Annotated in this window: 18 protein-coding genes; 12 read left to right on the forward strand and 6 right to left on the reverse strand. The window is 36.3% G+C overall.

What is annotated here, in order from left to right:
* The first annotated feature begins 5 nt into the window (after positions 1-5).
* The 3 genes from A994_RS12040 (at position 6) to A994_RS12050 (ending at position 2,424) form a co-directional block, all read left to right on the forward strand.
* A complete protein-coding gene (locus tag A994_RS12040) occupies positions 6-506 on the forward strand; it encodes a hypothetical protein (protein ID WP_004031929.1) in 501 nt (166 codons plus the stop codon).
* Positions 507-749: 243 nt separating this feature from the next.
* Entirely contained in the window at positions 750-1,517 is a 768-nt protein-coding gene (ku, locus tag A994_RS12045; RefSeq protein ID WP_004031930.1) for a non-homologous end joining protein Ku, read from the forward strand.
* Between the two features lie 19 nt (positions 1,518-1,536).
* Positions 1,537-2,424 carry an ATP-dependent DNA ligase gene (locus tag A994_RS12050; RefSeq protein WP_004031931.1) on the forward strand — a complete coding sequence of 296 codons (888 nt, stop codon included), beginning with the start codon at positions 1,537-1,539 and terminating at the stop codon, positions 2,422-2,424.
* 166 nt (positions 2,425-2,590) lie between these two features.
* Here the strand turns inward: A994_RS12050 and nikR are convergent, their stop codons facing one another.
* A complete protein-coding gene (gene nikR, locus A994_RS12055) occupies positions 2,591-3,001 on the reverse strand; it encodes a nickel-responsive transcriptional regulator NikR (RefSeq protein ID WP_048204265.1) in 411 nt (136 codons plus the stop codon).
* 575 nt (positions 3,002-3,576) lie between these two features.
* Between nikR and A994_RS12060 the strand changes: the two genes are divergently transcribed.
* From A994_RS12060 to A994_RS12080, 6 genes are all read left to right on the forward strand, one after another.
* The gene (locus tag A994_RS12060) at positions 3,577-4,479 is read left to right on the forward strand and encodes a cation diffusion facilitator family transporter (protein WP_048204266.1); all 903 of its coding nucleotides are present in this window, start codon (positions 3,577-3,579) and stop codon (positions 4,477-4,479) included.
* Between the two features lie 267 nt (positions 4,480-4,746).
* Positions 4,747-5,073 (forward strand): YbjQ family protein, encoded by a 327-nt coding sequence (locus tag A994_RS12065; RefSeq protein ID WP_004031934.1) that lies wholly within the window; start codon positions 4,747-4,749, stop codon positions 5,071-5,073.
* Between the two features lies 1 nt (position 5,074).
* On the forward strand, positions 5,075-6,433 hold the full coding sequence (locus A994_RS13100; RefSeq protein WP_237739747.1) for a YbjQ family protein: 1,359 nt from the start codon (positions 5,075-5,077) through the stop codon (positions 6,431-6,433).
* Positions 6,434-6,454: 21 nt separating this feature from the next.
* Positions 6,455-6,688 (forward strand): PRC-barrel domain-containing protein, encoded by a 234-nt coding sequence (locus A994_RS12075; RefSeq protein WP_004031936.1) that lies wholly within the window; start codon positions 6,455-6,457, stop codon positions 6,686-6,688.
* A 214-nt stretch (positions 6,689-6,902) separates the two neighbouring features.
* A complete protein-coding gene (locus A994_RS13305) occupies positions 6,903-7,061 on the forward strand; it encodes a hypothetical protein (protein ID WP_004031937.1) in 159 nt (52 codons plus the stop codon).
* A 425-nt stretch (positions 7,062-7,486) separates the two neighbouring features.
* On the forward strand, positions 7,487-8,527 hold the full coding sequence (locus A994_RS12080; RefSeq protein ID WP_237739748.1) for an AI-2E family transporter: 1,041 nt from the start codon (positions 7,487-7,489) through the stop codon (positions 8,525-8,527).
* Positions 8,528-8,633: 106 nt separating this feature from the next.
* On the opposite strand, the gene A994_RS12085 is transcribed toward A994_RS12080, so the two are convergent.
* Complete coding sequence (locus A994_RS12085) at positions 8,634-8,873, reverse strand: hypothetical protein (RefSeq protein WP_048204271.1); 240 nt, start codon at positions 8,871-8,873, stop codon at positions 8,634-8,636.
* Positions 8,874-9,111: 238 nt separating this feature from the next.
* On the opposite strand from A994_RS12085, the gene A994_RS12090 reads away from it, so the two are divergent.
* Positions 9,112-10,323, forward strand: a complete 1,212-nt coding sequence (locus A994_RS12090; RefSeq protein ID WP_004031940.1) for a cation:proton antiporter — start codon at positions 9,112-9,114, stop codon at positions 10,321-10,323.
* A 58-nt stretch (positions 10,324-10,381) separates the two neighbouring features.
* Here A994_RS12090 and A994_RS12095 read toward each other — a convergent pair whose 3' ends face one another.
* The 3 genes from A994_RS12095 to A994_RS12105 form a co-directional block, all read right to left on the reverse strand.
* Positions 10,382-11,239 (reverse strand): class I SAM-dependent methyltransferase, encoded by an 858-nt coding sequence (locus A994_RS12095; RefSeq protein WP_004031941.1) that lies wholly within the window; start codon positions 11,237-11,239, stop codon positions 10,382-10,384.
* A gap of 84 nt (positions 11,240-11,323) precedes the next feature.
* A complete protein-coding gene (locus A994_RS12100) occupies positions 11,324-11,821 on the reverse strand; it encodes a CcdC protein domain-containing protein (protein ID WP_004031942.1) in 498 nt (165 codons plus the stop codon).
* A 205-nt stretch (positions 11,822-12,026) separates the two neighbouring features.
* Entirely contained in the window at positions 12,027-12,446 is a 420-nt protein-coding gene (locus A994_RS12105) for a DUF5518 domain-containing protein (RefSeq protein WP_004031943.1), read from the reverse strand.
* Positions 12,447-12,752: 306 nt separating this feature from the next.
* Here A994_RS12105 and A994_RS12110 point away from each other — a divergent pair, with 306 nt between their 5' ends.
* Positions 12,753-13,412, forward strand: coding sequence for an alpha/beta fold hydrolase (locus tag A994_RS12110; RefSeq protein WP_004031944.1), 660 nt, complete (start codon positions 12,753-12,755; stop codon positions 13,410-13,412).
* A gap of 113 nt (positions 13,413-13,525) precedes the next feature.
* Here the strand turns inward: A994_RS12110 and A994_RS12115 are convergent, their stop codons facing one another.
* Positions 13,526-14,212 carry an MBL fold metallo-hydrolase gene (locus tag A994_RS12115; RefSeq protein WP_048204272.1) on the reverse strand — a complete coding sequence of 229 codons (687 nt, stop codon included), beginning with the start codon at positions 14,210-14,212 and terminating at the stop codon, positions 13,526-13,528.
* 453 nt (positions 14,213-14,665) lie between these two features.
* Between A994_RS12115 and A994_RS12120 the strand changes: the two genes are divergently transcribed.
* Positions 14,666-17,938 (forward strand): PAS domain S-box protein, encoded by a 3,273-nt coding sequence (locus A994_RS12120; RefSeq protein WP_004031948.1) that lies wholly within the window; start codon positions 14,666-14,668, stop codon positions 17,936-17,938.
* Positions 17,939-17,978 lie beyond the last annotated feature (40 nt).

Below are 17,978 nucleotides of genomic sequence, written 5' to 3' on the forward strand. Positions count from 1 at the left end.
TTTAGATGAAGTACAGTTATGGTATTGTGGACCGGAAGAATATACGAGTATATCAACCGTATTTGTTCCAGAAAAAGGAGGATCTACTGATTTTCCCTGGGGAGGATTTCCGGAAATGGTATAGTAACCTTAAAGAGTACTTGGACGGAATTTACCAGATCAACGCCCATAACTGTGAAAACGGAAGATCTGCAACTATAACTGATTTAAACCTGGTACAGGGAATTTTAAATGAGATCACCTTTGAAATGGAAAACATCTTCAACCCGGAAAAAGAACTGGATCTATCCTATTATTACATTTCAACCATGGATGAGGATTACAAAAAGATTAAAACCAATTTTTATGGAAGATATCGGTATAAAGTGGATAGAAAAGTAGTTCACGTCACACCGGAGTTAAAATATATGCACATGATGGAAATCGTGGATTATGCACATAAATTATGGAGCCAAAACAAAGACAGGAACCGTAAACTGAAAATGGTAGAAAATCCAGGAGATTAAATAGAATACCAAATACTAAATTAGGAGTATCCAATGCTAAACTTAGGAATACCAAATGCTAAAATTAGGAATATACAATACCAAAATTCATTTTTACAAGACCAGTCCCCATAAAATGAACTATCTTTCAGATCAGTCAAAGCATTTCTATAACAAATTATTACTCCTTTTTATAACATATAATATATTGGAGATGTTTTAGGAGGAATAAATGGGGGATGCTTTTATGAGAGGGATGTTTTTATGAGATCAATCTGGTCAGGTTCTATAAAATTCGGAACTATTTTTATACCCATCAGACTGTACGCTGCAAGTGAAAACCTCCATGTAGGGTTTCACCTGGTTCATAAAACTGATTGTGGTAGAGTTCATTATAAAAAGGTTTGTGAAAAGGATGGTAAAGAACTCAAACCCCATGAAATTGCCAAAGCAATAGATATTGCCGGAGAATGCATACAGTTCACCGATGAGGAGATTAAAAACCTCCACCCATTCTCCACTAGAACCATGGAAATAATGGGATTCTGTGATTACAGTGAAATACCCCAAATTTCCCTGTCCAAACCTTACTATCTGGGAACTGATAACCCCAAGAAGGGAGGTACCGGTCAGAGTTTCCATTTACTCAAGGAAGCTATGGAAAAGAAAGAGAAAGTGGCAGTGGTGAAATGGGTTCAGCGCAACAATGAGTACATTGGGATGTTACAATCCCATGAGAATGGATTTCTCCTGAAACAGTTGCTGTACTTTGAACAGGTGAGATCACAGGAGGAAGTGGAGATCATTCCCAGTGAAGTTGACCAGGATCTCCTGGAGAAGGCAACCCGAGTAATGGAAAGCATGATCTTTGATTTTGATTGGACTGATTACTCTGAAACCTACACTCAACAGTTACATGAACTAATTGAGAAAAAATCTGCTGGTGAAGAATTAATACCAGAATTAAAGCCTCCAGAAACCAGGTCACTGGAAAAAGAACTGGAAAAAATGTTAGCCATGATGGAAGAATAAATTTCGGGGGATTATTCTTATGGAAATGTTAGAACCCATGCTCAGCAAATTAGCAGAGGGTGATGTTTACCTGCAGGATGTCTGGATCAGCGAACCTAAACTGGATGGTGAAAGGATCATAGCGATGCGTGAAGGGGATGTTATCAACATGTGGACCCGTCGCCATGTTGAAGCTTCATATAAATTCCCTGAAATCGTTTCTAGTCTCAAAAAAAATGTTAAAGGGGATAACTGGATTTTAGATGGGGAACTCACAGTTCCAGGTGGATTTCGGAGACTTTTAAAACGCAATGTTGAAGATAAAATGAAAATCTCCATATTATCCCGGAAACTTCCTGCAACTTTCAACCTGTTCGACATTCTCCGCTTTAAGGGTGAAGATCTCACTGGTAAAGCACTGATTCAGCGCAAAAAAATATTATTGGAGGCGGTGGATGTGGGAAATCATGTCACCCTAATTCCCTTTAAAAGAGTAACCACAGAAACAGTTAAAGAACATTTTGAAGAATCTCTCAAGAAGGGGTATGAAGGAGTGATCCTTAAAAATGCCAGTTCTGGATATGAATCAGGTAAACGTTCGGTAAATTGGTTGAAAATCAAGAGATCGGAGACCATAGATGTTAATGTGATCGGTGCAACAAGAAGTACTGGAAGCATAGCCTTTGGAGCCCTGATTCTGGAGAAGGATGGTCAGTATTTTGGTAAAGTGGGCACTGGATTCAGTGATCTGGATCGAAGGAAAATACTGGAGTTTTTAGAAAAAAATAAAGCAGAAACTAATATTTCAATTCCACAGGTTCTGGATGTACTTTTAACCACCCGTCCCCTGCCTGCAGAGATCAAGGCCAATGAAATTGTAAAAAATAAACCCCGAGCCCCGGTATGGGTGAGATTCAGATGGGATTAATTAAAAAAAGAGAGATTCATACGGGAGTAAAATAAAAAAATTAAAAAATCCCTTTTTAATTAGAATCTCTTTTATTTAGAACTATTTATTTAAAAATTCCTTCTTATTTAGAATCCTTTTTTAAAGAAATAACTGGATTTTCTTAGTTTTTCGTAAATTTATCCAGTTAGAGTTGTTCTCCGCTGGAGGTGGTGGTGAGTTTGACGTGTTCTACACCCTTGAGTCTCATGATCTTCTCAGTAAGGTTTCTGATTTTCTGGGCGTCTCCTTTGACTACTATGACCTCCAGACAGTTTTTTTCGGTCATGTGTATGTGCATGGTGGCGTTAATGAAGTCCCGGAACTCGTGCTGGATATCGGTGAGGTCTTCCATTACTCCGGTGTAGTGATGATCGTATATGACCGCTACTATTCCAACCCGATCTCCCTCCACCTCTTTCATCCATTGATAACGCACGATATAATCCTTCAAGGCATCTCTAATACCTTTAGATCTTGAATTATATCCTCTGTCCTTCAAAACCTCATCAAATTCACTTAAAAGTTTTTTTGGCAATGACATGCTTATTCTCATCATTATATCCCATCCTGTTAATATGCTTGTTATAACTATTATTAATTTATTAAGTAATAAATATTTTCATCTAAGAACAAAATTATTGCTAATACATCACTTTTAATTATATGCTATTTTTTGGGTCATACTACGTTTTTGGGTCATAGCACTGTATTTTATTAATCTTATATTTTTAATAATTTTATTTTTCTTTAATTTAATAAACTTATTTTCAAAATTAAATTTTCTTCCTTAGATTTGAATCAATCTGGAGAACTGGGGAGAGTATTTTAACAGCCTCCCTAATATTTAAGTAATACAATTATTATTCAATTCATAACTTTTTAGTATATAAAAATACGCTTATTTAATGAAATATTTTGTTTGAGGAATAAGAATTCTTCAATGGCCATAAATGATTCAAATATTTGTTTATTGGGTTCAAATATTATAATTAGGTTTTCCTAACAATAAGTAAACATTATAAGGTTTAAAAATAAACTAGGACAAGAATAAATGAGTTTTATTATGAGAAAATCTACATTTTTATAATTTGATTTTAATGGACTATATTAACTTAAAATTTGTTTAGTGGGATGATTGAATTGAATAAAGACTTAGAAAGGGAAAATATTGGTAGAAAAGCTTCCATGGTGGCTATATCTGGTAATATTCTTCTGACAATATTCAATTTTATTGTAGGTACTTTATCTGGCAGTACTGCGCTGGTTGCCGAGGCAGCCCACACCCTTTCTGATGTGATAACATCTATACTCGCCTTTGTTGGGTTTAAAATTGGAATGAAACCCGCTGACAGGGATCATCAGTACGGGCATGGTCGGGCCGAACCAATTGCAGGGTTAATAATTGTGGTGTTTCTGGTGGTGGTTGCCTATGAAATACTTTCTGATGTTTATGTTAAGCTTTTAATGAACGAATCGCTTCAGGCACCGGATTGGACTGCTGCCGGAATGGCAGTGATTGGTATGATTGTTAATTACGCCATGACCACCTACCTTATTCGTTCTGGGAAAAAAATTAACAGCCCGGCCCTTATTGCAGACGGACAACATCAGAAAGTGGATATATTCTCCTGTGGAGCAGTACTAGTAGGTGTAATAGGTGCGCAAATGGGGTTCACCCTGTTAGATCCTATAGTGGCCATGTTCATTGCAATAATGGTTCTTAGAACTGCATTTGTCGTTGCACGTGATAATATCAACACTATAATGGGAAAATTACCTTCAGAAGAAATTTTAGAAGAAATACGGGCCGCGGCAATGTCTGTTGAAGAAGTTAAGGGAGTTCATGATTTGAGGGTAAACAACATGGGCCCTTATGCTTCAGCAGAGTTACATATAGAACTGGATGGAGATTTAAAACTCAGAGAATCTCATGAAATTTCCCATAAAGTTGAAAAACAGGTTATAAACAATGTAGGGCCTATAAAAATGGCTATTGTTCATACCTGTCCATTTGAAGATGGTTGCGAAGAATAACAGGGATTTAGTTCTAATGCTATGACCACAGAATATATCTGGGTCTGATTGGGGGCAGTTATTAAAATGAAGATCTGTCCATACTCTCTATTTTTTTTGAGAACTTCTTTTTAATTGAGAACTTCTAATTTTTCCTAATTAAATGAATTTTTTGTTGAAAAATACGGAAAAATAGAAAATTAAATAAATTGGTGAACTAATATTATTAATTATATTGGTAATTACCCACACATATAATTTAAAAATGCCAAAGCAGGTGTTTAGAAAATGTTAATTATAACATCCCCTACCCTTGAAGGGAAAAAAATAAACGAATACTATGGTCTGGTAACTGGAGATGCTCTATTGGGAGCCAATCTGTATAAAGATATGTTCTCAGGAGTGCGAGATGTGGTAGGGGGAAGAACTTCTAAATATGAAGAGGAGCTTACCACCGCCAGAAACTTAGCTCTTAAAAGTATGAAAGAAAAAGCTGAGGAAAAAGGAGCTAATGCAATCATAGGAACTAGGGTGGCCTACCATAACCTGGGAGGCACCATGGGAAACACCATAATGGTCACGGTAGTTGGAACCGCAGTTTCATTCCAGGAATGAATTGATCCCAGGAGATACCAAATCTGAGGTGACATGGTTGACCAGTACCGAGAATAAAAACATCATTATGGATAATCGGTGGGCAATTATTTCCATATATCTGGGATTAGTGGTAGGAGTTATTTCTGCTGTTATCTGTTTGAAATGGCAGTTAATTATTTTTGGATTCAACATAATGTACATAGTATCGCCATTACTGGCGGGATTTGTGGAAAACTACGTTGCAACCAGAAAGCATGGTAAAAGTACTGGTGCTATCAGCGCTCTATTGACCTTCATTTTAATCAATATTTATGGCTGGGTTTTACCGGGCTGGATTTTCCCCAAAGAACCAGTTACTCTTAGTTTAATAACCATAATTGCATTAATTTTGACTATTCAAGCAGCATTCCCCATATTCGTCAACCATCTTCTTTTAGTGGTGGTCCCGGGCATAGCTTCCAGGATTATGAGGGTACTGTTGAGGACTCCTTCTGAAATAATCCAGGCAACCGCAGGAGTTGAAGGGGATAAAACCACCAAACAGCCAGATGAACTTTTTTTAAATGAATTAGACATTCCATTAGTATCAGTTCCCGATGTAAATGGTGGAAAAATAAAGGAATATCTGGGCTTGGTTGTTGGAGAGGCCATAGCTGAAGAAAATGAGACTGAGGGGCGGCTTTCAAAGATTGTGAAGATCATCGAACCTGCTCAGCTGGATAACTTTAATTTAGGGTCCGCTAAAAAGATGGCACTGTCTCGAATGTTAGAAAATGCAGAATCAATGGGAGCTAATGGGGTGGTTGAAGTTTTAATCGATTTTGTATCCATGGGTGGGTTACAGGGCAGTGTCACAATTGTAACTGCAACTGCAACTGCAGTTATATTGGAACAAGACAATAAGTTAACTGAAAATGCATCTAAGTTAACTGAAGACACCCCTAAGTTAACTGAAGATGTTCCTAAGTTAACTGAAGAATTATCTGAATTATCAGGAAGAACTGCTTCTAAAAAATTAAAAAAAAGTTCACATGAGGATAGTAAACACTCAAAAACATTTAAAAATGTGTCTGATGAATTTTTTATACCTTTGGTAACTGAGAAAGATGATGTTCCTATCATTGAAAAGAGTTCAGAGGGCAATAATGCCAAAATGGATGATGACCTGTCTAATTATTTTTTAAAGATTGATAATGCATCAAAATCAGATAAAAATCTATCAAAAGATTTATCCCTTGAAATCAGACAATTTGTCAATGAAGAAATGCACAAATTAACCAAAACATTGGAACTGGCTACTAAAACTTATCTTAATGATGAGCTTGAAAGAAGATTCTTAGAGGTATCCAGTGATCTGGATGACCTTAAAAAAAATTGAATTGATAAAGAGGTGACTGATATGAGAATAAAAGAAGAAATGCTCGGTAAAGAAGTGGTAGACATCAACGCAATGGTAATTGGCAAAGTTACAGATGTGGAAGCGAACTTTGAAAGTAAAACCTTAGAAGCATTCATAGTAGGGGGAAATGGAGGTATTTTAGATAGTCTGAGAGGTTCTAAAAATGATGTTATAGTCCCTCTGCACATGGTAGTGGCCATTGGTGATAAAATAATAGTTAAAAGCGAAAAATAATCTGAGGAATAATCTGAGGAATAATCTGATAAATTACAATGAGTTACAGGATTAAATTAGTGGATAAAAAAGGATTGAAACCCTAAAACTCATAAATATGGGTTTTTAAGTCCATGAAATTATCTTTGTATGTCAGAGGTTGATATTTATTATAGGTTAATATTCATTGAGGATGGGGTCATGTTCATGGACCAAATTAAATGGGGGTGAAATCATGGAAACTGTACAAATGAGTGGGGGCGCAATGTTAGTGCTGGGAATCATTATCGCCATCATTATCATCTTACTACCAGCGTTCATATACATCTATGCATGGTTAGCAGCGATATTCTTAATCATTGGTGGCCTTGTAACAGTAATGCAAGGAAAATAATTTCAGTAATCTGAGCCATCAAAACTGTATTTTTTTATTTTTCATCCACCAATTCTATTTTTTTCAAATTGAATGAAAATGTGCGATCAATGGGGAATGTTAAAGCACTGGGAGTTTTATTTGCATTGATATTTCCATTAATTAATTAAAATTAATCGAATGCTAAGGTAAGAATGGAAATAAATAAAATAGGGGAATATATAAAATTATATCAGCATTTATTCCGTGCACTCTGTAGAATTTGAGGGAAAAAGAGTACAACTGTCTGTGTAACCTGGATTATAATCGTATTGGGAAATGATTAAAAATATCTGAGTTTATCCTAGATTATTATTGTATTGTGAATGAGTGTAAATATCTTGAGTTTATCCTAGATTATAATTGTATTTGGAAAAAGGGGTTGAAGTATATTTTTAGGGCTTTTAGTGTCATTAAAGAATCTTAAAAGTAAGAGGAAGATGATAGATGTGAACGATTATAAAATACCCTCATTTATGAGACAAATTAGTATCATAGCCATTTTGTTCATTGTGGTCATTGGAATGAAATACAGTTCCGAGATTTTAGGTCCAGTACTCCTTTCAATATTTATCAGCATAATAATTTATCCTTTCCTGATGTGGCTGAAGAAAAAAGGCCTTTCTTATAATCAGTCAGTTATTTTAACTTTGGCTGCTATTTTTGCCCTGGGAGTGGGGATAATATGGTTCCTGGCTGTTTCATTGGCACAATTAATAAAAGAACTGCCCGATTTAACCATAAACTCAGGCGGGATTCTGGCACAGTATGGGAATGAAATAATAAAATTCCTGGCCACCCATATCCCCATATCCGATATTACCGGACTTGTTGGCCTTGGAATTTTCATGCTCTTTGCAGTTATATTCCTGGTCTATGAACTCCCCCAAATAAAAGTCAGGTTGGTTAAAGGATTTGGAGAGGATAGCTCTGTTTTAAGTCGGATAATGGATCTGGTAGATGCCAACATCCACTACTTCATAATCAGAGCTAAAGTGAACTTTTTATATGGGGTGGGTGTTTCAGCAATTCTTTTCGTCTTTGACATTAACTTTGCAGTTTTATGGGGATTATTAACATTTGCACTGGGATTTATCCCCTACCTGGGGATAATAATAGCTGCTATCCCTCCAGTGTTAGTTGCCTGGGCCAAATATGGTATTTGGGGAGCTGTAATCATGGGATTATTCTTCATAATTATTAACACAGTAGCAGAAAGTTACATATTCCCCAGATTAACTGGAAAAGGACTTCAAATGTCTGTTTTTGTGGTATTCGTCTCATTATTTGTATGGGGATGGATTATAGGGCCCACTGGCTTCTTAATTGGAGTGCCTTTAACCTTGGTCGTCATAAAATACCTGGAAAACTTCGATGAAACCCGCTGGCTAGCCTTACTAATGATAAGTGAAGGTGATGAAGAGGAAAAACAAGAAAAAGATAAATAAAAATGAATTAATGGAGTTCAATGATCCTGTTTCACCTGAACTCCTCCCCTATTACTTTTTAGATTTTGTATTCCAGTGTTACTGTTTCTGTCCAATTTGCAAATTTCTATCCAAATAACAGGTCATACTCTGATTGGGTTATAACACCTTTGTCTATCAGGAGTTTAGCTAATTTTTCTAATTTTTCGGCAGTATCAATGGTTGGGGAACTGTCATCACGCACCCCGGATTCGGCATAGTTCTGCTCTTCATTATCCTCTTGGTTGGCAGCGGAGTTTACAGCGGTCATTCTTCTCCTGGTTCTTCTTCTAGCCCCTCCACGTCCTAATGGTCCTAAATCAGGCATGATATAACCTCCATTTTTCCCAGATATATTTATTTTTCCCACAAGAATTTTATGAAATCCACTTTTATTTATGTAATTCACAGTATAATTATCAATTCACATATCCTCCACATAAATTCCAGTTCATCTATCATCAATCAAATTTCAGTTACCCTGAGTCTGAAAGGTAATTTAATATGGGGATGAGAATAGAATAAAATTAAAATAATGGAGTTATCAGTAGGGGTGGTGATTTTAGTTGGTTGAGCTGTTATTCTTTTTTATAATGATTTTAATTGTGTCTCTGTTATCCTTCAAAATCGATAAAATGCCAATTAGTTTCCAGATGATATTCATCGTTGCTGGGATGTTCATGGGCTGGCTGGTCACTGGATACGTGGATGTCACAGAACCACCCTACTCTACCATAATCTTTTTAATAGCAGAAATAGCTCTGGTAATTGTTCTTTTTTCTGATGCATCCCGTGTGGGATTAAAGGCACTTAAAAATAACCTGAGCACCAGACTGCTCATTGTAAGCTTACCACTTACCATTATTTTTGGAGTTTTAGTAGCCGCGTTACTGTTCCCGAATTTACCATGGTGGTTGGCAGGGATTATAGGAGCAGCTCTGGCACCAACCGATGCTGCTTTAGGGCAGATAGTGGTTAAAAATAAGAACATACCCGAAAGAATAAGGAAGACTTTGGAAATTGAAAGTGGATTAAATGATGGAGGGTCAGTTCCCTTCCTTTTGGTCTTCATAGCTATTGGTTTAGCTTCGGAGGTTTTCAAGCCAATGGGATACTTTATTGAGGTTGCACTTGAACAGATAGGCTTTGGAATTTTAGTAGGTCTGGGTGTGGGTCTTATTGGCGGTGGATTGGTTTTAAAAGCACGGGATAAAGGATGGATCACTCCAGTCTACCAGAGAATAGCATTTTTAGCACTGGCAATTCTCACCTTTATCATAGCTGATGAAATTGGTGGAAGTGGCTTTATTGCTGCTTTTATAGGGGGTTTAGCCTTAGGATACGTTGTTAAAGATGCTGGAAATATATTAATGGATTTTTCCGAGGCAGAAGGACAATTATTAAACTTGATGGTTTTTTTCCTCCTGGGAATAGTGGTAGTTCCACTCCTCTTTCACCTGACCTGGCAGATATTGCTCTATGCCATCTTAAGTCTAACCATTATCCGAATGTTACCGGTGGCAATATCCCTGATTGGCACTAAATTAAGATGGAATACAGTACTATTCATGGGATGGTTTGGTCCAAGGGGCCTGGCCTCTGTGGTACTGGCCCTTTTAGCCATATCTGAACTGGGATCATTTCCAGGTGAAGATACCTTCATTTCAGTAGTTTTTATCACCGTACTTTTGAGTGTTTTTGCCCATGGCCTCACAGCATCGCCTTTATCTAACCTTTATGGTCGAGGAATAAGGGAAAGTAATCAGAATCAAAATTAATACATGAAAACGGGCAGTGTTTATATTACGAGAATTTTACATTTGATGAATCTAATAATTAGAAGTTATAGCGTAACAAACGTATCATGTTCCTAAAATTTGGAATTAGGTGCATGATTTTATAAATCAAACGGTATTTTAATGGAAGTTTATGTATATATTTCGATCCCATAATCGACAAACTGGAGATTCTTTTAAGCTTTGAATCCATTACATCCACTTTTTGAATGTCATCAACAGCCCATTTATGTTCTGCCCCGGTTGTCTTTTTAAGACTCTTTTGGCTGGATTCAATGGCAAATGAGTTCATAACATCAAATATAATTTGACCATGGGAGAAATGATCGGTGAGTCTGTTGAGCAATATTTTCACTTCATCTTCGGTAAGGTATTCCAGCACACCTTCTGCAACTACCATTACCGGTTTATTGTCTGGAATTTCTTCCAACCATCTTAATTCAGTTAATGAAGATTCCACCATCTGGTAGTTTTTTTGGTTTAAATAGAACTTTTTTCTTAGGTTTATAACTTCGGGGTAATCCACATCAAACCAGCTAACATCTGCAGAGGGATTTATTCTGGATACCAGGGTATCTAAGCCACAACCAAGATTAAGCACTACTACATCCGGATGTGTCTTAAGAAACTCTTCAAGCCAGGCATCTATCTGTTTGGCTCGGATAACCACAAGATTGGCACTATTTAAATCTTCAGGGGGAATCAGTTTCTCGAAATCATAATCTATTGCTTTTACCATTTCATCAGCTTTCTGGTCACTGAGAACTGGTTTTTCAGAACGTTTGTCCAGAGCTTTTGCATAAAGAGTGATAAGAAGTGTTTCTTTTTCCTCTGTCAAGTGAACTCTTTCTGTTTTACTGTATTCTGGACTTTTTGTTTTACTGTATTCAGGTTTCATATCAACTATCTCTTTTTCACTTTAATTTGAAAATTCCCACAATTTAATTTAAAAAAAACCGTTTCAAAACTATTAATGCACCTTTTATGTTGATTGTGAATGTAATTTTTTCTTGTGATGGTATTGCCGGTATATGATTATACGGCGGCTGATCATGGTTCCAAGGGTAATGGCCAGGAATATTGAGGTTAAAAGATCCAGGCTCAGGACGTGGTTTGCGTTGAGATAGTTTTTGCCCAAAACCTTGAGGGTAATTACGATCCCCCAGATGATAACCACCAGAATTGAGCCTTTCATCACAATTTTCCCATCTTCTTCCCGGAGCTTTACTTCCATTAAAGAGCCCAGAAACACTCCCAGTATCAAGCCCACCACCAGGCCAATGATTACCAGAAGTAGTGGAAACCATCCCATACTTGCTTCAGCAAAAAAGAATGGCAAGGATGCGATAGTCATTATAATTGGCATTATAATGAGCCGAGCCATGGAAACCTTCCTCTCTCTAAGCTGAAGCAGCAGGATTAGAAAGATTACAAATAGAAAAGCATCACTGTTAAGGAATACATCTCCGCTTACTTGCATATTATCCTCTCAATTGTAGTTTAAAAAAAATATCATGGTAATTTAAGTTTGTAAAAATCATTATTTACTTCATTTTAACTTTCATTCCAAAAATCACTTTAATCTTTATTTAACTTTTATTCGAAAAAAGCACTATTTAATCTCCATTTTAGCCTTTATTCCAAAAATCACTTTTTAATCTCCATTTTAGCCTTTATTCCAAAAATCACTTTTTAATATTCATCTTAACCTTCATTCCAATTAATCCACCTATGGCCCCCAGAATCACGCTTATTATTATTATAGATAGCTGGCAGATAATGTACGCTGCCACTACAGTATTAGCCCCGGGCATTATTCCAATTTGGAGAGATATTAAATTTATAATGGTGCTAATGGCTTCAAAGCCCATAATCAATATTAGTGTGATTAGAAGGCCACCTATAATTCCTGAAATTATTCCAACAACCGTTCCATCCTTTAAATCCATTTTATCGTAATTTTCATATCCTCGACTAAAGTAGGAGGCTAAAAATCCCCCAATTAATGGACCTAAAAAGGAAATAGGAAAGAAGATTAAAATTAAGATAATGGTTAATACTGAGTTAATGAGTTCACTTAATCCTATAATTTTCCAATCAGCCATTTTAACTCCTGTAATTTGAGAACAATTTATTATTAGTGTCGTTACTAAATGATTTAAACATCTTCATTTAAATCTTCATTTAGCATCATTCATTCTACTAATTATTCTCAGAATATTATATTAAGTATATTTTTGTTTTTGTCCAACCGTTCTAACTTGTGAAATCTTTTCAGTTCGATTAGTCCGGGCCATAGAATATTTTTTTATAAAAAGAATGATATAATATACATTCAGAATTATTAAAGGAATTATTAAAGGGCATACCTTGGAGTCAGGGTATCCATTGGAGTATTCAGGGGGTTTAAAATGAAAACTTATGTTCTTGTTCACGGTGGCAACATGTCAACAAAGACCTGGAACAAGCTATCTGGGCAGAAAATTTCCACAGATGACGGTTTTATGGGGGCCAGGTACTGGGATGGGACAGTTAATGCCATTGAAGCAGCAGGTGGCTGTGTTTTTGCACCGACACTGGGTGATGAATTTACCAGCAACTTAACTGATCACATCCAGCAGATATGCGAGCTGATTATTGAGAACAACTTGCAGGATATTATTCTGGTGGGACATAGTTATGGTGGATTCGTCATTACCGGCGTTGCAGACCGGATGCCCGAGAGAATTCATAGCTTAGTTTATCTTGATTCTGCTTTGCCCGATCCTGGACAATCCCTGATGGATATCCTGAATTTAGCATATTCGCAGGAGGACTCTGCAGTCCTGCCTGATCCAAATCCACCTTACGTGGAAAAACTGCAGTACAATCCAGAAACGATTTTCCGGATTGAAAAAATTTATATACGCTGTACAAAGAGTGAGTTTGCGGATATTTCTCATCTTGCTACGGAAAAAATAGATACTGCAGGAGGAAGGTGGACCTATTTTGAGTTACCATCTTCACACGTGCCAATGGCTGACCTTCCAGAAGATTTTTACAAATTATTATTTAGAATTGCTAAATTGTAACCTGCTTGAATAAGATTTATTCTATTTAACAAGGTTATGCTATTTTAAAAAAGGTTTCCTATTTTCAAAAGTGTTATACTTATTGTCAATAGAGTTATCCTATTTTTCAACAGTTACCTGTGTTTCTGGTACTGTTTTTTCAGTAATTTCCTGCTGTTGGGAGTGCCATGGCCAGGTAAAAATATATTACAGCTGGTTTCAAGGAGTTTGTTCCAGCTTATGATCATGGAAGGCACGTCATCGGCAAAAGCAGGGAAAACCGACCACCAGAATATTCCCACCATGGCATCACCAACTAAAGCCACTTCATCATCAATTATTAAACTCATTGAACCTTTAGAATGACCTGGAGTATGAATAAGATAACAATGGGGTGTTAAATGGTGCTTTTCACCCACTAAATAATCCGGTTTAACTGCAGGGTACTCATTGAATTGCTTAATTTTTCTTCCAATCTTCACCAGAATGCCAGTAATTGGATTGGTTCCATGTAGAATTGGTGTATTTCCGCGCTTTAAATTCTCTGATTCGCTTTTTTGAACGATTATTCTGGCTTTATACTCCTTTTTTATCCTGGTGGCATTTCCAACATGATCAAAATGGGTGTGGGTTAAAATGAGATATGATAAGTTCCTTTCACCTAAAAGGTGGTCCAGTTTTTTCATGAGTTCATTTTTTGAGTTTTCCAGTCCGGTGTCTATTAAAATTGAGATATCATCATCCAAAACTAGATAACTATTGGATCTACCTTCGGTGACCTGATAAACTGTGCAACCACTGGTTGTGGTCCATTTTTTCATTTTTAAGTCTTTAGTAATCAATTGTATGCCCGTCACTAATCTATTAACGCTAAATCACTTAATCTGTTAAAACACCAATCATTTAATCTATTAAATTCAATACTGATCTTATTCAATATTATGATTTTAGTGTTTGACATTGATCTTCATGAGTTAATAAAATTTACTAAGGGCGAAGGGTTTAGTATTTCACTGGAAAACTGTTATTTTCTTTGGTCTTTGCACTCAAATTTGGATAATTATATGTGAAAAATAAGATTAATTAAATAACATATCTACGTAAAATATCTCTTATTCCTGCAGTAAATTCTTAAACAAACTATTTATCTCAATGGATGAGGAGTGATCGGTAAAATAAAGTGTTTTTTAATTTGAGAGTGCATTTTTAAGAGTATTTTTTGTTTCCATACACACAAATAGTATTAATTATATATTATATTATGGGTCATTCCAATGGTGGATGAGAAAATTCTTCTGGTAGAAGATGAAAGCATAGAAGCCATGGATATTAAGCATACATTGGAATCCTTTGGTTATGAAGTTCCTTATGTTGCTACCAGTGGTGAAGAAGCGGTAGAGAAAGCTTTAGAAATCATGCCCGATCTTATTTTGATGGACATAGTTTTAAAGGGCGATATTGATGGAGTCGAAGCTGCAGCTATGATTAAAGACTTTAATATACCTCTCATCTATTTAACTGCTCATTCTGAAGAAAATACAATTGAAAGAGCCAAGTTCACAGAACCACAGGGGTACATAATCAAGCCCTATGATGTAAGTGGACTTAAATATGCTATTGACCTGGCAATTTACAAAAATCAGATGGAAAGAGAATTTAAAGAGTCAGAAGCATATTACAGAACAATTTTTGAGCACACTGGAACTGCAACAGTTATCCTCGAGGAAGATACAACTATTTCACTGGTCAATGCAAAATTTGAAAAGCTCAGTGGCTACACCAGGGAAGAATTAGAGGGTAAAAAAAGCTGGACTGATTTTGTGGTGAAGGATGATCTTGAAAAAATGGAAGAATATCATCGTCTTCGCAGGAATGATCCTGCTTCTGCCTCAGTAAATTATGATTTCAGGTTCATTGATAAGCAGGGTAATATTAAAAACATCCATTTAGATGTTGACATGATACCCGGCACTAAAAAGAGTGTATCCTCTCTTCTGGATATCACCGAACGTAAAAAGACTGAAATGGCATTACTTGAAAGTGAAGAACGATATAAATCAATCTTTGATAAATCCATTGATGCAATCTACATCCATGATTTCCAGGGGAATTTTGTTGATGCCAACCCTGTTGCTCTTTCGATGCTCGGTTACAGGAAAGATGAACTGGAAAACTTGAGTTTTGCTTCCCTGTTATCTCCCCAACAAATCCCACAAGCATTCAAGAACATTAACCAGATCAAAAATATTGGTTATCAAAAGGAAGTCTCTGAGTATAAGCTCCAGAAAAAAGACGGTAGTTCGATTTATGTAGAAACCAAGAGTTCTCTACTCAGCTTTCCCGGGGGAAACCATCTAATTCAGGGTATTGCAAGGGACGTAACTAGTCGTAAGCTGGCAGAAGAAGCATTGAAAGAGAGTGAAAGGAGTTACAGGGCCATATTTGAAAATAGTGGAATTGCTCTTTTGACTTTCACAAACGATGGCACCATCCTCATGTTTAACTCTGAATGGGAACGACTCAGTGGTTATTCCCGTGAAGAGGTGGAAGGTAAAATGAAATGGATGCAAATTGCCCATCCAGACTACCGGAAAAAGATGATGGAGTATCACCAGCAGAGAATAAAAGATCCTGACTATGCACCCCAGAAATATGAAACAGTTTTTATTAAAAAAAATGGAGAACAAAGGGTGGCGTATATCGCAGTTACTGCTCTTTCCGGTACCCAAAAGTGGCTAGCATCGGCCACAGACATTACAGATCTTAAAAGCATCCAAAAAAAACTGGAAAAAAACGTTCTACGTATCCGTGCTTTGGCTGAATACAATGTCGATGGAATAATAACCACGGATGCCCCTGGTAAAATTTTATATTTCAACAAAAGCCTGCTTGAAATGTTCGGTTATTCTGAGGATGAATTAAAAAACAGAGAAATTACCCTGTTAATGCCAGAAAGATACCGGGAAAATTTCATGAAAGGTATTAAAAAATACCAGTCAACAGGAGAACACCGTCTAGCAGGACGAACCATAGAAACATTTGGACTTAATAAGGAGGGCCATGAATTTCCCCTTGAAATGTCCCTGACCAAATGGGAAGCAGATGAAAAAATATACTTCACATCAATCATAAGAGACATAAGTGAACGTAAAAAGTCAGAAAAAGCCCTTTTAGATAGTGAACAAAAATACAGTCATTTATTTAGCAGCGTTCCGGTGGGAATTGGTATTACCAGTTTAAATGGTAAAATTCTTGACGTCAATAAAGTTATGCAGGATATAACTGGCTATGCTCCTGAAGAATTGAAAAATACAAATTTTAAAACTTCCTTTGTCACACCTGAAGACTATGAACTTTTATTAGAAGAATTACAAGAATCGGGTAAGGTTCGGGATTATGAAGTTACACTTAAAAGAAAAGGCGAAAGGATTTATCATGCCCTCCTAAATTCAGAATTAATTGAAATTGGAGGGGATGAAGTTATTCTTATCACTGTCCGAGATATCACTGAAAGAAAAGAGACAGAACAATGTCTTATTAATAGTGAAAAACGTTACAGGAAACTTTATTCTTCCATGAACGAAGGATTAGCTGTTCATGAAGTACTTTATGATGATGCAAATATTCCAGTAGATTATGAAATAATAGATGTCAACAATGCATATGAAAAAATCTTGGGAATTAAAAAGAAAGAAATCCTGGGGAAAAAAGCATCAGAGATTTATGGAGCTGGAAAAGCACCCTATGTTGAAGTTTACTCAGAAGTGGCTGAAACAGGAAATCCAGCTCACTTTGAAACCTACTTTGAACCAATGGATAAACACTTTAACATATCAGTCTTTTCACCATCAAAAGGAACATTTGCAACGGTATTTGAAGATATTACCTCTCGTAAAAAGGCAGAAGAAAAAATAAAAAAATCTTTGGAAGAAAAAGAGGTACTGCTCCGGGAAATCCATCATCGTGTTAAGAATAATATGCAGATTCTCTCCAGTTTACTGAATCTGCAGATACAGTATGAGGATTTGGATGAAACTATAGGTGTTTTGAAGGATAGTCAGGGTCGAGTGAAGAGCATGGCCATGATCCACGAGAAATTATATCAATCATCCAATTTCTCCAACATCAACTTCAAAGAGTATTTGGAGAGGCTTGTTTCTGGTATCTTCTATTCCTACGAGATCACCACCGGAGATATTGGATCAGACATAGATATTGAGGATGTTAATTTAAGTATTGACACTGCCATACCATTGGGGCTCATCATCAATGAGCTGGTGACCAACAGTGTAAAATACGCCTTTCCCCAAGGTGAAGGAACAGTATCCATCCAACTAAAATCCCTCCCGGAACAAATGGAGCTCACAGTTGCAGATAATGGAATAGGCTTACCTGAGAATATTGATATTCAAAACCCAAAAACACTCGGTCTTCAGTTAGTCAAAAGTTTAACTGAACAATTAGATGGGGATATACGGGTTGAAAGCTCTAATGGAACTGTATTTAGGATTACTTTTAACGAGTTGAATTACAAAGAAAGAATTTAATTGGATTAAAGTTATGGAAATAATGTAATTGGATTAGAGT

Origin of the sequence: Methanobacterium formicicum DSM 3637 (assembly GCF_000302455.1) — an archaeon.
GTDB classification, from domain to species: domain Archaea; phylum Methanobacteriota; class Methanobacteria; order Methanobacteriales; family Methanobacteriaceae; genus Methanobacterium; species Methanobacterium formicicum_A.